The sequence below is a fragment of the uncultured Ellagibacter sp. genome (assembly GCF_934617235.1).
In the GTDB taxonomy this organism is placed as follows: Bacteria; Actinomycetota; Coriobacteriia; order Coriobacteriales; family Eggerthellaceae; genus Ellagibacter.
Map to the genome: position 1 here is coordinate 1 of NZ_CAKTTZ010000033.1, position 14,550 is coordinate 14,550.

Consider the following 14,550-nt stretch of genomic DNA (forward strand, 5'->3'; position numbering starts at 1 on the left):
CTACCTCACGCCTGTGGTGACGGTGGTTGCGTCCGTTATCGTGCTTGCTGAGCCCCTCACCTGGCAAATCGTGCTCGGTGTGGCGCTTACCGTGACCGGCCTCGTCCTGTCGGAGCGCTAAGGGGCCGTCTTTGCTATTCGAAAGGGTGCGATGTCAGGTGCCATCCGCCGCAGTACTCGCAGCGATAGATTTCGAGCCCGCGCGTCCCGCGCTCCTCGCACCATCTGCGCGCTTCTTCGGCATCGTCCCTGGTCGCATAGCGGTTTTTCTTCTCGCATGCCTTCCAGCGCATCGTGGCGTCGTGTTCGGCTTCTCGCTTTTGCTCGCGGAGCTCTTCGTTTGCGAACAGGTCGTCCAATCCCCCAAGACCGCTTTCGAGCTGGGATTTGAAGTCGGCCACTTCGCGTGCCCGCGCCGATCGCTTCTTGCTTCCCATGACTACCTCCGTGCCTGATTTTCCCTTCTCTTGGCGTTCCATTATCGCATGCTGCCCAGGCTGTCTTTGCGAAGGTTGCTCGATTTCGCTTTAGCGTGCAGTTCCCCAAGAACGCGAAACTTCTTCAAGCTGATGGCTACAGAACTGGGCAAGGACGTTTAGCTCTCGATTGTGGTAAAGAATCCGCAATATAATTTGTAATCGAAAAGTTTTGCGGTTTAAAATAGCAAAACTAATGGTTAATAAAGAGAATTGCGGTATATTAGCTGTAAATGGAGGTGGTCGCAGTGATTTACAGACCTTTATATGTAGATCAGATTATGGCTTATGTGGATGCGCCATTTGTAAAAATACTTACGGGAGTACGCCGTTGTGGTAAGTCAACGATTCTGAAAATGATTATGGAGCAGCTGAAAACGCAGCGGAACGTTCCAGATGATCGCATCGTCGGTTGCCGTTATGACTCGATGGAATATGAGGGCATGACGGCGAAGCAGATGTACACAGAGCTGAAAGAGCGCCTTTTGCCAGGGGGAAAGACATACCTTTTTCTCGACGAAGTGCAGGAAATCAAGGGTTGGGAAAGAGTCGTCAATTCACTGGCTTCAGACTTCGATGTGGACCTGTATGTGACAGGTTCAAACTCCCGCATGATGTCCTCTGAGATCTCGACTTATCTGACGGGACGGTACGTGTCTTTTCGCATCTTCACCTTGTCGTTTGGCGAATATCTGCTGTTCAAAAGCCAATATTCTGAAGTCGGAGAGCCGAAATCCGAGCTTGCGAACTATGTGCGTTTGGGCGGTTTTCCGGCAACGCACTTGCAGGCATATTCTCAGGATGAGGTCTATACCATCGTGCGGGACATTTACAATTCCACGGTTTTCTCGGATATCGTGAAACGCAATCAGGTGAGAAAAATTGACCAGCTTGAGCGTGTGGTCAAATACACCTTTAACAATATCGGCAATACTTTTTCGGCGAAATCCATTTCGGATTATCTGAAGGCAGAGCACCGTTCGCTCGATAACGAAACGGTTTGTAACTACTTGGAGAAACTGGAAAACGCGTACCTGCTTCACCGCTGCTCCCGCTTTGACTTGCAGGGCAAGGAAATCCTGAAAACGAAGGAAAAGTTCTATCTTGCGGATACAGCCCTGCGATACAGCGTTCTCGGCTACAACGCCGACAGCGTGGCATCCAGCCTTGAGAATGTCGTGTACCTGGAGCTTTGTCGCAGAGGATATACCGTCCATGTCGGCAAATTCGGTAGCGGAGAAATCGACTTTGTGGCAGTTCGGCAAAATGAAAAGATCTATGTGCAGGTGACGCAGGAGCTTCGTTCTCCGAAAACTGAAAAACGGGAATACGATCGCTTGCTGGAGATTCACGACAACTATCCCAAGTATGTTCTCACGACGGATGAGTTTACGGGAGGGAACTACGAAGGCATCAAGACGATGCACATAGCGGACTTCCTGCTAAGCTCTGAGTATTAAACGATGGGTCGTGAAATGCTCGCTTGGAGACAGGCGAGCATTTTGCTTTTCTTGAGGGGACACAGCAAAAAAGAAAAGCCGCTTCTTATTGCGGCTCATGCGGCGAGCTATTTTGGCAGCCCTCGGGAGAGTTGGTACGGTCCCGAGGGCTGCCAGAGGCTATTCCCCGAGTTTGGACTTGAATTTCCAGTAGCCCAGATCCTTCGCGATTTCGGTGCCTTCCTCGTTGGCCTCGCCCAGCCACACCTGGATGGTCTCGATGCGGATGGTCTCCTTGAAGCCAGTCGGGTCGACCTCGATGCGCTCGTCGAACAGGTTGCCCGGCGTGAGGAAGCGGGACACGCGCGCGAGGGCATCGTTGAGGTTGTCGAACGTGTAGGTGTACACCGCATCCGTTCCATGAAATTCCTTGATGCGAACCATGTAAGTCATCACGTGCCCCTTTCGTGCGCTGCGTTGCGCGTTGCTGCTGATTAGAAGCCGACACAACATCGGCTTCGCCCATTATACCCTTGCGGGCGCTTTGCGGCTGACTCAGCTCGCCTTCGCTTCCCGCCACGCGCACACCAGCTCGCGCGCTGCCGCCGCCGGATCGCTTGCGCCGCAGACGGCGGACACGACGAAGAACCCATCGACACCCGTTTGCGCCACAAGGGGGATGTCGGCTACCTTCACTCCCCCGCCGACCACGATGGGAACGGGGCTTGCGATAGCGAGTTCGCGCAGGTCATCGATGCTTTTCGTGATGATGGTGCCGTCGGCGGCCAGTCCGCAGTCGCGCTTGGTCGGCGTTTCGTGCAGGGGCCCGACGCCCAGGTAGTCCACAAGGCTCATGTCCGCAGTCTTCACGTACTCGAGCATCTCGTCCGCGCGCGCGGAAAGTCCTACGACCGCATCGGGACCGAGGAGCTTGCGGCATGCCTCGACGGGAACATCGGACTGCCCGACGTGCACGCCGTCGACCTTCACGCCCGCTTCCCGCGCGGCGAAGGCCACGTCGAGCCTGTCGTCGATGAGCAGCGCGACCTTCTCGCTCGCGTCCGCGCGCTCGATGGCGCGAGCCGTCTCGTCGGCGCAGGCCATGAGCTCGCGCGCCGAGCACACCTTCGAGCGCACCTGCACACAGGTGAAGCCAGCCGCAAGTGCTGCCGAGATGACATCGCCCACGGGGCGGCCGCACGTGTTTTCCGGGCCAATGACCAGGTAGGATGAAATATCAAGCGCATCTCTCATGCCCATGCGAGCACCTCCTTGCTCGTGTTAGCGGCGAGCTTGTCGCCCAGGTTGTCGCTGCCGTTCGCGTTTCCCTCGGCGCCTTCGCCGTTCGCGCCGTTTGATTCCTTCGCGCCCTCGCTATCCAGAAGGGCGTTTACGCGCGCCACTTTCTCGTCCATCATGTGGGAGAAGCCGGGGCGCACGTCGGCTTTCAGAATGACCTCGGTGCGAATGCCCTTCTCGGCAAGCACGAACGTCGCGTCGCGCACGACGCGCATGACCTCGTCCCATTCGCCCTCGATCTCGGTGAACATGGAATAGGTCCTGTTCGGAAGGCCCGACTCGCGGATGACCTTCACGACCTCGGCGACCTCGGAGGACAGTTCGTCTCCCACGCCGAAAGGCGCGATTGCCACGGCGATGAGCGTGTTCATGCTAAGCCTCCTCGATGCGCAGCGGGTTGTTTGCGATATCGTCGGGCGTCGCGCGGTAGAGCTCGTCGATGAAGGCGACCTTGAAGCTCGCGGGCGCATCCGCCGCAGCTGCCGCGCGCGTTCCTGCCACGTTGTAGTGCGCGACGGCGGCAAGCGCCGCGGTGAAGGGGTCGGTTTGCGTGGCGTAGACCGCAACCACGCCGCCAAGGGAGCAGCCGAAGCCCGTCACTTTGCCCATAAGCGCGCTTCCTCCCGTGGAATATGCCACAGTCGACCCGTCGGTGACCAGGTCGGACTCGCCCGAGACAGCCGCCGCGCCGCCCGTGTAGCGCGCAAGGGCCACGGCTGCGTCGCGTGCGGCCTCCACCGTGTCGGTGGTGTCGACGCCGCGGGCACGGGAGAGTTCGCCGGCGTCGCCTTCCAGATCCCAAAGGCCTGCAAGCGCGATGATTTCGGAAGCGTTGCCGCGCACGATTGCGGGCTTGTAGGGCTTAAAGCCGCGCAGAAGCTCGGTGCGCAGGCTGCCGATGCCGATGCCGACCGGATCGAGCACCCAGGGCTTGCCCGCTGCGTGCGCTGCTGCTGCCGTGCGGGGAAGCGTCTCCTCGTATACGGGAAGCAGCGTTCCCATGTTGATGTAGACGGCGCCACCCGCTGCGACGAGGCATTCGCCCTCGTCAGGCAGGTAGACCATGGCTGCCGATCCGCCGACGGCAAGCTGCGCGTTCGCCACGAAGTCGATGGTCACGCTGTTGGTAATCGACCCCGCCATGGGATTGTTCGCGCGCACCTTGCTCGCCGCTTCTACGATTCCGCTTTGCAACTGGTTCATCTCAATCATGCGCATTCCTTTCAAGGACCCGCCCCGTCTGCGGAGCATGGCATAAAAATGGGACGCCAGCATAAGCGGGCGCCCCAGATAGAACCTGAGATGCTCCCTACGCCAGCACTAACTGACAGGTTCAAAGGGTTAGGCTTGCGCCCTCTCAGCCTCATCGTGCGTTTTGCCGCGGAATGAGGCACCCCTGCATCGAACTTGCTGGGGCAATGGTACACCTAAGTTGGCCGTCGTGCGCGTACATGTCGGGCGACGGCTATCTTCCAGGAGGCGGTGCAGGGGGGTTGCCGGTCGCAGCTTCGCTCTGCCTTGCGCCCGCCCCACGTGTGCCCGATTGCTTTCCGTCCTCGTTTTCCGCCTGCGAGGCCCCTGCCCCACTTTCGGTCCCTGCTGCTTGGTTTCCGCTCGCTTCTCGACTTCCCGCCTCCGCCCGCTAGCCTCCGCTCGCTTTTGCGCGCGCAACTTGGTATCATCTCTTTCGCTAAAACCTCACGTGGACTTTTTGGGCGCGCGCGGCAAGAAGGCTTCTTCCTCGAAGGAATGGCGACGGGAAGCCGTCTTCTCCTTTGGCCTTGCGACGCGTCACTTTTCGCCACGTAACCGAACGCTCGGTTGCGTGGTTTTTCTTCTCGCTCCTCGGGCGCCGATGTGCAAAAGGAGCTCATGGTGAAAACGAACGACATGCCTGCCGCGATGTCGGTGGCGAACGCGACTGCCCCAAGCGAGGCCGCCCCAAGCGAAGCGACCAAAGTGCGCGCAATAGCGACGCTCGAAGTGTTTCTCGGCGGTGCGAGTTATGGCTTCATGGCGACTTCCTACAAACTTTCTTACGCCGCGGGGTTCACTTCAAATCAAGTCGTCGCAGGTCAAGGATGGTTCGGTCTCATCCTATTCGCAATAGCCTTCGCGGTATCGATGGCGCGCGGAAAACGCTGGCAGCGCGTCGGTGCTCGCTCGGCACTTTCACTCATGGGGCTGGGATGCATCACCTGCTGCACCTCGATCCTCTACTGCTATGCGATGAGCGTTCTTCCCGTTTCGGTGGCGCTCACGCTTTTGTTCCAGTTCACCTGGATCGGCACGGTACTTCAGATCATCTTGACGCGCAAACCGCCTGCGCTCTCCCAGGTCATCGCGGCTGCGGTCGTCGTTGTCGGGACCGTGTTCGCGAGCGGCGTCTACAAAACGGGCATTGCGGGCTACGATCCGCTGGGGCTTGCGTGCGGCTTTGGCGCGGCCATCAGCTGCGCGTGCTTCGTGACGTTTTCCGGGAGAGTGCAGGCTCCCTGCTCGAACGAGCAGCGCGGGATGATTGTGTGCGCGGGCGTGGTCATCGCGTCGCACGTGGTGTGCCCCGACTTCATCGTTTCCGGTGTGCTGCTCGACGGCTTCGCTCCATATGCGTTCGTCTGCGGGCTGTTTGGCATGACGCTGCCGGTTCTGCTGTTCGGCTTGGGGACGCCGCACCTGACGCCTGGCATGTCGACCATCATGACCTCGGCGGAGCTGCCGGCGGGCCTTCTCCTCGCCATGGTTGTGCTCGGGGAGCCGATTTCCGCTGTTGAATGGCTCGGTGTGGCGATTATTCTCGCTGGAGTCTGCGTCGCGCAGGTTCGCCTCGGGAAGCGCAAGGTGACGAGGCCGCCTTCGACCGACTAGCGGAGCCTGAAAGAAGGATGAATCCCCCGACCTCTGCCCCATCAACAATTTATTTCTTAAATAGAACAATAATGGGGATTTCCAATTCTGCGAACAGGTTCCTAATGGCTGGAAATCTCATCAGGAAAGCCGCCCGAGGGCGGCTTTCCTGCGATGCTCGATATTGGCTTTCGGAATCGGTTTCGGCTTAGAAGTTTTCAGCCGAAATCTCGAAGAATGCCTGCGGATGGTTGCAGACGGGGCACACATCCGGAGCCTTCGTGCCTACGACAATGTGGCCGCAATTGCGGCATTCCCACACCTTGACCTCGCTCTTTTCAAACACAGCGGCGGTTTCAACGTTGCGCAGCAGCGCGCGGTAACGCTCTTCGTGGTGCTTCTCGATGGCGCCAACCTGACGGAACTTTTCGGCGAGCTCGGGGAAGCCCTCTTCATCAGCCGTCTTGGCGAACTCGTCGTACATGTCGGTCCACTCGAAGTTCTCGCCATCGGCCGCAGCGGCAAGGTTTTCCGCCGTGTCGCCAATGCCTTCGAGCTCGCGGAACCACATCTTGGCGTGGTATTGCTCGTTCGCCGAAGTCTTACGGAAGATTTCGGCGATCTGCTCGTAGCCTTCATTCTTCGCGACCGACGCGAAGTACGTGTATTTATTGGTCGCCTGCGACTCGCCAGCGAAAGCAGCTTGCAGGTTTTTCTCGGTTTGGGTTCCAGCGTATTTGGACATGTTGAATCCCCCTTCTTGGATTTCCGGCCGTGGGCCCATCGCCCGTGGCGTATACCGCAAATGCTACACCGCCTCAATACGAATTGGTAGGTGTTACCCTATCTGTTTCCGAATGTTTGGATTTTGTACATAGCGTTAAAGTGACCGCGTAGGAACGAGAAAGCTCGCGGACTTTTCCCATCAGGTTTGAGAAAGGTCCGGGGGTCTTTCGGCCGATTAGCAGCGCTCGGGAGTGAGAGACGGAGCGCCCGGCCCTTATCTCATTCCCCTGCCTGTACAATATTGACGATAGTTTGCAAAAATAAGCAGGAATCTACCAAATATTTAGCGAATTATTCCCCAAATAGGACGATAGTGGGGATTATCTTTGGACAAATAGGCTGATAATCTGTCAAGTAGACGATTTCTGCACAACTTATCGTCGTTTTTGTACAGTGGTCATCCCGAACCGCGAAGCAGCTTCCCCGACTTCGGGCGCCGCGCCTGCTCGAATCCCCCACCGGCAAGGAGGTTCCCATGCTCGAAACCGAACGGTTCATACTGCGTCCCTGGTGCGACGCCGATGCGCCGACGCTTTTCCGCTGGGCAAGCGACCCGCGGGTGGGACCTCCCGCCAACTGGGCGCCGTACGTGAGCGTCGAGCACGCCCGCGAGGTTCTCCACGCCGTGTATTGCGCACCCGACACCTTCGCCATCTGCGCAAAGCGCCCCGAGGAATTCGACGGGGCCGCCATCGCGCGCATCGAGGGCGCGGCCGACTTCGGTGACATGACACGCGGGTTTTCGGGCCGTGCATTCTTACGTGAGCGCAAGAAGGTGGCTTCGGCCCCGTTGAACCCCATCGGCAGCATCAGGTTCGTCAAGCCCGACCATGCCAACTGTGCTATCGAGGACAACGATCGGGAAATGGGAATCTGGCTGGGGGCTCCCTTTTGGGGCTTCGGAATCGCCCCCGAAGTGGCGAGCGCGATGCTGCGCTACGGATTCGGCGAGCGCGGGTTTTCCGCAATCTGGGTTTGCAACTTCGTGGAAAATGCGACATCTGCCCGCGCGAAGGACAAGCTCGGCTTCGAGCTTGTGCGCCTCGAGGAGGCGACCAACCCTGTCACGGGAGTGGTGCGCACGCAGCAAGTCTCGGTACTCACGAAAAGCTCATGGGAGGGCATGCAGAAGGCAACCGAGTAAATTGGCTCATTCGCAAGCCGCTCTGTTCTACGCCGTCGCACAAAGTAAAAGGGGCAGCCCAATCGCGTCGAAGGCGATGGGCTGCCCCTTTTTCAGGTTCGCCAGCGGGAAGAGTTCGTCGCTGGCGAACGATTAGTTTCGGTTCCTAATAGCTTACGGACGCTTGGAGCCGCAGTTGCCACAGAACGCACCCGTGTTCTCGGCGCCGCAGGAGCACGTCCAGCTGCCGGCGGGCGCGGGCTTGGGCGACCCGCAGTTGCTGCAGAACTTGCCCGTGTTCTCGGCGCCGCAGGAGCACGTCCAGCTGCCGGCGGGCGCGGGCTTGGGCGACCCGCAGTTGCTGCAGAACTTGCCCGTATTCTGCGCGCCGCATGAGCAGGTCCAGCCGCCCTCGCCGTTCCCGTTGCCGCCGCCGTTGCCGGTAGCAAAGCCGCCACCTGCGGCAACGTTGTACTGGCTTTGCGGCGTGCCGCCACCGCCCTGCTGGTTGAAGAGGCTGCCGGCGTTCATGCCGCCTGCCATGTTCGCCATGCTCATGCCCATGAACCCTGCCATGGCGCCCGATTCGTTCGCGGCTGCCGTGCGCATCGCGTCGGACTGAGCAGCGGCGATGTTGGCGGCTGCCATAGCCGGATCGCGCATGACCGCGGCCTTCTGCAGGTCCTTGATCATCCGCTCGTCCTCTTCGGACGCGGCGATGGTGTTCACGCCGAAGGAAGCCACCTCGATGCCGCGCAGGTCGGCCCACTTCTCGGAAAGCACTTCGTTTAGGGCGTCGGCGAGCTCGGTGGTGTGCGCGGGCACGGCGGAGTAGCGCACGCCCATGGCGGAAATCTTCGCGAAGGCGGGCTGCAGCGCCGTCAGAAGCTCGCTTTTCAGCTGCGAGTCGATCTTGTCGCGCGTGTAGGGCTCTTCCACGTTGCCGCACACGTTCTTGTAGAACAGCAGCGGGTCGGTGATCTTGTAGGAATACTCGCCGTTGCAGCGCACCGAAATGTCCACGTCAAGGCCGATGTTCGCATCGACAACGCGGAAGGGAACCGGCGTTGCCGTGCCGTACTTGTTGCCGATGATCTCCTTCTTGTTGAAGAAGTACACGCGCTGGTCTTTGCCCGTGTCGCCGCCGAAGGTGAAGCGGCCGCCCACGCGCTCAAATGCCGTCTTGATTCGGTCGGTGATCTTGTCGTCGCCGAAGAACAGGCTCGGCTCGCTCGAGTTGTCGAACACGAACTCGCCAGGCTCGCCGCATGCGTCGACGATTGCGCCCTGCTCGACGATGATCATGTACTGGCCGTCGGCCACGGCGATAATCGAGCCGTCGGAGATGATGTTGCTCTCGCCTTTGGTGTTCGAGGAGCGGCCCTTGTCGGAGGTGCGCTTCGTGCCCTTGACCACCAGCGTGTCGGCGTCAAGCGCGTCGCAGTAGAAATAGTCGCGCCAAGAGTCGGCAAGTACGCCGCCCAGGGCACCCGCGCCCGCTTTCAGAAGACCCATGATCGTTTCCTTTCCCTCGTTTTGCCTGTTAGATTATTTGCTCGGGGCACACGTCCGAAGCCGCGTGCCCCGTAGTTGCCGCTAGTCGTCGTCCTTGTTGATGCGCACGCGCGTGATGTGGGTCGTCACGTACCGGTCATTGGAGCCGGTGAGCGTGAGCCCTTCCATCGTGATGTAGCCCCTCGCGTCGGTTTGCTCGCGGGCCGTCTTCATCTGGTTGTAGAAGGCGATGCACACGAAGGTTGCGATAGCGAGCGGGATTCCGAAGTCGACAAGCACGCTCGTGAGCTCGTCGTCGAACTGGAACACCGACACGTCAAGCCCAATCAAGATCGCCATGCAAACGAGGAAGATCCCCAAAAACCACAGCACCACCTTCAAAGGCGATACCGGCAAGTCGCCGATGAAGCGCCCCGTCTGGCCGTTCATGGCGAACAGGAAGTCCTCGTCTTTGTAGAGCGTGTGCAGCATCCATACGGGGAAAAGCGCTTGCGAAAGCCCCGTGATCTCGCCGTTCGTGTTGATCGACTCCTGCGTGACGTCGTCATAGCCGGTCACGGTGGCCTGCAGCTCGTCTTCCAAGCTGCCCTTCATGCGCCGCACGGCGCGCGGCTGGCATGCGTCGGCTTCCTGGTCATAGCGCTCGGCCAGATACCCCGGCAGGTACGCCACGGAGAACGGCACGAGCTCGTCGAAGTCGAACGGCTCGATCGCGTCCATGTGCGCGTCGGGCATCTTCGCGGAGCCATCGGCAGGAATGCGCTCGAAATCAAGCGTTCCCTCGCGATAAGCCTCGTAGACATCGGTTTCGGTAACTTCCTCATCGCCCGAGGTGTAGATGCGGATGTTCTTGCATTCGTAGGTTGCGCTTCCCTCGGCGTTCCCATCGTAGAGCCAAAACGGCACGTAGACGCCTTGCATGTGCGCGATGCGGTTGCTCTGCACGAATTCCTTGGGAAGGAACTTCTTGCCCTTGTAATACGAGGCGAGTGCTGAGGTTGCCTCTTCTTTGCTCACCTTGAAGGGGATGATGAAGTCGGGCTTGGCTTCGTTTGCGAAGGTGCCGGGCACGACGGCGGGGTTTCCGCAATACGGGCACTCCGAGACCGCCGTGGTCGCATCGACCGTGACTGCGGCGCCGCAGGAGGAGCACATGAAAGAGCGCATGCCCTCGCGCTCGTCCTCGTTCCACGAGGCGCGCGAAAGGTACGCCTGGATGGGGTCGCTCGCGCTTGCGGAGACCTCCTTCGCGGCGGAAATCGTCTCGTTTGTGAGCACCGATGCCGCGCCCGCCGCCTCGTCGCCCATCCGCTCGAAGTCGCTTCGCTCCCCCGCTTCAGCACGCTCGGTGTCGACCTGGGCTTTCGCGTCGGCTTTCTGCTGCTTGGCGGCGTAGGCAGCCTCGACCTCGGCGGGCGTGAAGGCTCCGCCACAGTAGTCGCAGTGCAGCTTCCCGTCGGCTCCTTCGAAGTGCAAGGGACCCATGCATGAAGGGCACTGGTAGTTTACCGATTCAGTTGCCATTGGCTGACCTCCGACGTAGGCGGCTGCAGATTCATTGTTCGCCCCCATGATACTTTATGCGCACCCTTCCGCGCGGTTTTATCATCGATTTCACTGTGCCATGCGGCCAAAAAAACGCGGCTCGGTTGGCCGTGCGGTTATTGCGTTGGAGGCTCGCAGCCCTCGACGAACGACCGCTTAAACCCCATAGTTCTGCGCATCGTGCATATTCCAACCCTAAAAGTTCTGCGCATCGTGCTATTCTTCAATAGATAAGTTCTGCGCATCGTGCAAATACGGAGGAACAATGCTGAAACGCAAGGCATATGAAAAGCTCCTCGAATGGAAGCATGCAAGCTCGGGGGCTACCGCGCTCCTCATCGAAGGCGCTCGTCGCGTGGGGAAAAGCACCCTCGTCAAGGAGTTCGGCGAAAGCGAGTACAAAAGCTGCCTCATCGTGGACTTTTTCCAAGCGCCTGATGAAGTTCGGGGCTACTTTTCGGATTACCGTGCCGACCTTGACACGCTCTTTCTCTATCTTTCGACGTTTTATGGCGTTGAGTTGCATGAGCGGAATACCCTCATCGTTTTCGATGAGGTTCAGATGTGCCCATCTGCTCGGGGTCTCATCAAATATCTTGTCGCAGATGGCCGCTACGACTACATCGAGACAGGGTCGTTGCTATCTATAAAGCAAAATGTTTCGGACATCGTGATTCCCTCAGAGGAAGAAGCATTCGAGCTCGGTCCCCTCGATTTTGAGGAATTTCTTTGGGCTATGGGGGAACGCCAACTAGCCGATCTCATCAAAAGCCAATTCGACAAGCTGAAGCCCCTCCCCGATATGCTCCATCGCAAGGCGTCAGGGCTGCTGAGAGAATACATGCTTGTTGGAGGTATGCCGAAGCCCGTGGGCGTCTATGCTGCTCAAAGGAGCTTTGCCGCAGTTGACAAGGAAAAAAGGCGCATTTTAACGCTCTACCGAAACGATGTGGCGAGGTTCGCTCGAGGATACGAGTTCAAGGTTGTATCGATCCTCGACGGCATTCCCGGGCAATTGTCGAAGCACGAGAAAAAGTTCACCTTAAGTTCGATTAGCAAGAGTGCGCGCATGCGTACTTATGAAGAGGCGTTTTTCTGGTTGGCTGATGCTCGCATTGCGAACCTGTGCTATGCGTCTTGCGATCCAAGCGTGGGCCTTTCGCTGAGCTTGGACCAGACGTCGCTTAAGTGCTACATGGCGGACACAGGGCTTCTCGTCAGCCTCGCCTTCGCAGATGACCTGGGCATCGAGGAAAACGTTTACCGAACGGTGCTTCGCGGGGAAATTGGGATCAACGAGGGGATGCTCACGGAAAACATCGTCGCTCAGATGCTCGTCGCGGGCGGGCATAATCTGTTCTTCTACTCCCAGTCGGGGAAAGCCGAGGGTGAAGAGAGGATGGAAATCGACTTCTTGATTCAAAAGCCCTATTCGAACGCTGCGAGCAAGCCGAGGATCTCTCCAATCGAGGTGAAGTCTCCCAGGCAATACGGAACGACGTCTCTCGATCGATTCAAGAAGAGATTCGATAAGAAAATCGGTACCCAGTATGTTTTGCATCCGAAGCAAATGAAGGTCGAGCAGGATCGGGTGTATCTCCCGCTGTACATGGGCTTTTGCCTGTAGCTCGCTCGGCTCCCCTGTCCGCTGTGCCATGCGGCCAAAAAAACGCGGCTCGGTTGGCCGCGCGGCCATCGTTTGATAGGGCGCTCAGGGTATACTGGATAAAAGGGGATCGTGCGAGGCGGAAAAGGAGCTCGGATGGGCCGTGCAGGCGGAACAGACCCGCTCAAAGGGCGGATAGTGGCGTCGTGGGCCATCTTCGCCCTTGCTCTTGGGGCCGTGCTCGCCGTCGTTCAGCTGGTCTCGGAGGCGGAAATCCGCTTCTTCGGTCTTCCGGGAAATGGCCCGTCGAGCACGGCGGGGCTGATGATTTTAGCGGGCTCGGGCTGCGTCGCCTGGGGGTTTTCTGTACATTTGCGCTGCTCGGACGTAAAGATCAGGGGCAACTTGAAGATAGTTGCGGCGCTTCTTGCCGCCTGGCTTTTGGACGTGCTGCTGAAATACCCCGTGAAAAGCGATCTCGCTGCCTCTATTATGTGGTATTTCTACTACGTGCCTATGATGTTCATCCCGACCTTTTTCCTGGCGAGCGCCCTTCACGCCGCCGCACTCGATCGGCATGCCGCATGGCGGAGGGTCGTGAGCGTTGCCTGGGTGGTCGACGCGGCGCTCTGCGTGTTCGTGCTGACGAACAACTTCCACCACCTCGTGTTCGCGTTCGACCTATCCGATCCGCATTGGAGCCGGGATTACACCTATCAGATGGGTTACTGGTGCGTGACCGCGTGGTCGCTTGTGCAGTATGCAGGTTTTTTCGCTGCGGCCTTCCCCGCCGCTCGGGCTCAGCTGAAAAGCGCCTTCTTGCCGATGGCCATCATCCTTGGCGTGGGCGTGGCGTACTTCGCGCTGTTCATCGCTCGCAAGGCGGGGCTTTTCTCGACCAACATTGCCCTCGTGTATAGCATTTTGGTTATTGTCGCGCTCGAGCTTTCGCTTGACCTGGGGATTCTTCCATCCTATTCGCGTCATGACCAGTTCTTCGCAAAGCTTCCTTTCGATTTGAAAATTCTCTCGCGCAAGCGAGACGTCGTTTACCAAACCAATGTTGCGACCGAGATCCCCGACGCTGTGCGAACGACGCTCGGAGAAATCGAGACACCGCGCTACGGCATCGTGTCGTTTCGCACATCGGCCGTTCCCTCGACGCTGTTCAAGGTGTATTCGGTGATGGGCGGCGATGCGCTTTTGTCCGAGGACATGACGGCACTTGATGAGCGCAGGCGTCTGCTTTCCGAGCGTCAGGCGAAGCTGCGCCGCGCGAACGCCATGCTCAAGCGCGACCGGGAACTCGCGGTTACCCTCCATCGCCAGGAGAATGCCCGTGCGCTGTTCGCCGAGATCGAGCGCGCGCTCGAAAGCAAGACGCAACGCATAAGCGAGCTGCTTGACGACCTGCCGCAGGGAAGCGACCCCGATTCTACGGCCGCCCGTCGCGAGCGGCTCATGGAGGTGAAGCTGCTCGTTGCGTACTGCAAGCGCATGGGCGGGCTTATCTTGGCGGAAAAAAGCGATCCCGACTTCAACCGCGAGCGGCTCGAGCTCGTCTTCAACGAGACGGCGGCCGACCTGCGCTCTCTTGACATCGAGTGCGCGGCCCTCGTGGAAACGTCGGGCGTGCTTCCCGCTGCCACGGTAAGCGTGCTCTACGACTGCCTCTACGACTTCGCGGCGGCGGCGTTCTCGGCGAGAAACCCCGTCCTTATGCTGTTCGTGCGCGACGGGAAAACGGGCGAGGTGGAGATGCGTGCCGCGCTCGAATCAGACGGAGCCGCAGGTCCTAGGTTCCATGAATCGCTTGATGAGCTGCGAAAATCGCTGATTGCGCAACATGCTGCCTTCACGTTGGAAACGTCGAGTGACAGCGTGAGCCTCTCGGTCTCGCTCGGGGGCAGGTGA

General features: G+C 59.0%; 14 protein-coding genes and 1 riboswitch. Of the genes, 6 read left to right on the forward strand and 8 right to left on the reverse strand.

Going from position 1 to position 14,550, the window contains the following annotated elements:
* The first annotated feature begins 13 nt into the window (after positions 1 to 13).
* On the forward strand, positions 14 to 121 hold the full coding sequence (locus tag Q0G85_RS10335; protein WP_367116878.1) for a hypothetical protein: 108 nt from the start codon (positions 14 to 16) through the stop codon (positions 119 to 121).
* 13 nt (positions 122 to 134) lie between these two features.
* On the opposite strand, the gene Q0G85_RS07310 is transcribed toward Q0G85_RS10335, so the two are convergent.
* Complete coding sequence (locus Q0G85_RS07310; RefSeq protein WP_297156200.1) at positions 135 to 437, reverse strand: hypothetical protein; 303 nt, start codon at positions 435 to 437, stop codon at positions 135 to 137.
* Positions 438 to 724: 287 nt separating this feature from the next.
* On the opposite strand from Q0G85_RS07310, the gene Q0G85_RS07315 reads away from it, so the two are divergent.
* On the forward strand, positions 725 to 1,936 hold the full coding sequence (locus tag Q0G85_RS07315) for an ATP-binding protein (RefSeq protein ID WP_297156201.1): 1,212 nt from the start codon (positions 725 to 727) through the stop codon (positions 1,934 to 1,936).
* Between the two features lie 159 nt (positions 1,937 to 2,095).
* Here Q0G85_RS07315 and Q0G85_RS07320 read toward each other — a convergent pair whose 3' ends face one another.
* The 4 genes from Q0G85_RS07320 to thiM form a co-directional block, all read right to left on the reverse strand.
* Entirely contained in the window at positions 2,096 to 2,368 is a 273-nt protein-coding gene (locus Q0G85_RS07320; protein ID WP_297149064.1) for a hypothetical protein, read from the reverse strand.
* Positions 2,369 to 2,470: 102 nt separating this feature from the next.
* The gene (locus Q0G85_RS07325) at positions 2,471 to 3,175 is read right to left on the reverse strand and encodes a thiamine phosphate synthase (RefSeq protein WP_297156203.1); all 705 of its coding nucleotides are present in this window, start codon (positions 3,173 to 3,175) and stop codon (positions 2,471 to 2,473) included.
* Positions 3,166 to 3,585 (reverse strand): thiamine-binding protein, encoded by a 420-nt coding sequence (locus Q0G85_RS07330; protein WP_297156205.1) that lies wholly within the window; start codon positions 3,583 to 3,585, stop codon positions 3,166 to 3,168. Before Q0G85_RS07330 ends, Q0G85_RS07325 begins: the two co-directional genes overlap by 10 nt.
* 1 nt (position 3,586) lies before the next feature.
* Positions 3,587 to 4,426 (reverse strand): hydroxyethylthiazole kinase, encoded by an 840-nt coding sequence (thiM, locus tag Q0G85_RS07335; RefSeq protein ID WP_297156207.1) that lies wholly within the window; start codon positions 4,424 to 4,426, stop codon positions 3,587 to 3,589.
* A 77-nt stretch (positions 4,427 to 4,503) separates the two neighbouring features.
* A riboswitch (TPP riboswitch) is annotated at positions 4,504 to 4,622 on the reverse strand.
* 464 nt (positions 4,623 to 5,086) lie between these two features.
* On the opposite strand from thiM, the gene Q0G85_RS07340 reads away from it, so the two are divergent.
* On the forward strand, positions 5,087 to 6,082 hold the full coding sequence (locus Q0G85_RS07340) for an EamA family transporter (protein ID WP_297156209.1): 996 nt from the start codon (positions 5,087 to 5,089) through the stop codon (positions 6,080 to 6,082).
* Positions 6,083 to 6,269: 187 nt separating this feature from the next.
* Here the strand turns inward: Q0G85_RS07340 and rbr are convergent, their stop codons facing one another.
* On the reverse strand, positions 6,270 to 6,806 hold the full coding sequence (gene rbr, locus Q0G85_RS07345; protein WP_297156211.1) for a rubrerythrin: 537 nt from the start codon (positions 6,804 to 6,806) through the stop codon (positions 6,270 to 6,272).
* Between the two features lie 516 nt (positions 6,807 to 7,322).
* On the opposite strand from rbr, the gene Q0G85_RS07350 reads away from it, so the two are divergent.
* The gene (locus Q0G85_RS07350) at positions 7,323 to 7,991 is read left to right on the forward strand and encodes a GNAT family N-acetyltransferase (RefSeq protein WP_297156213.1); all 669 of its coding nucleotides are present in this window, start codon (positions 7,323 to 7,325) and stop codon (positions 7,989 to 7,991) included.
* Between the two features lie 153 nt (positions 7,992 to 8,144).
* On the opposite strand, the gene Q0G85_RS07355 is transcribed toward Q0G85_RS07350, so the two are convergent.
* Together Q0G85_RS07355 and Q0G85_RS07360 are read right to left on the reverse strand one after the other, a co-directional pair.
* A complete protein-coding gene (locus Q0G85_RS07355) occupies positions 8,145 to 9,485 on the reverse strand; it encodes an SPFH domain-containing protein (RefSeq protein WP_297156215.1) in 1,341 nt (446 codons plus the stop codon).
* A gap of 81 nt (positions 9,486 to 9,566) precedes the next feature.
* Positions 9,567 to 11,009 (reverse strand): hypothetical protein, encoded by a 1,443-nt coding sequence (locus tag Q0G85_RS07360; protein ID WP_297156217.1) that lies wholly within the window; start codon positions 11,007 to 11,009, stop codon positions 9,567 to 9,569.
* 286 nt (positions 11,010 to 11,295) lie between these two features.
* On the opposite strand from Q0G85_RS07360, the gene Q0G85_RS07365 reads away from it, so the two are divergent.
* Both Q0G85_RS07365 and Q0G85_RS07370 read left to right on the forward strand, forming a co-directional pair.
* Positions 11,296 to 12,657 (forward strand): ATP-binding protein, encoded by a 1,362-nt coding sequence (locus Q0G85_RS07365; RefSeq protein ID WP_297156219.1) that lies wholly within the window; start codon positions 11,296 to 11,298, stop codon positions 12,655 to 12,657.
* Positions 12,658 to 12,792: 135 nt separating this feature from the next.
* Complete coding sequence (locus Q0G85_RS07370) at positions 12,793 to 14,550, forward strand: histidine kinase N-terminal 7TM domain-containing protein (protein WP_297156221.1); 1,758 nt, start codon at positions 12,793 to 12,795, stop codon at positions 14,548 to 14,550.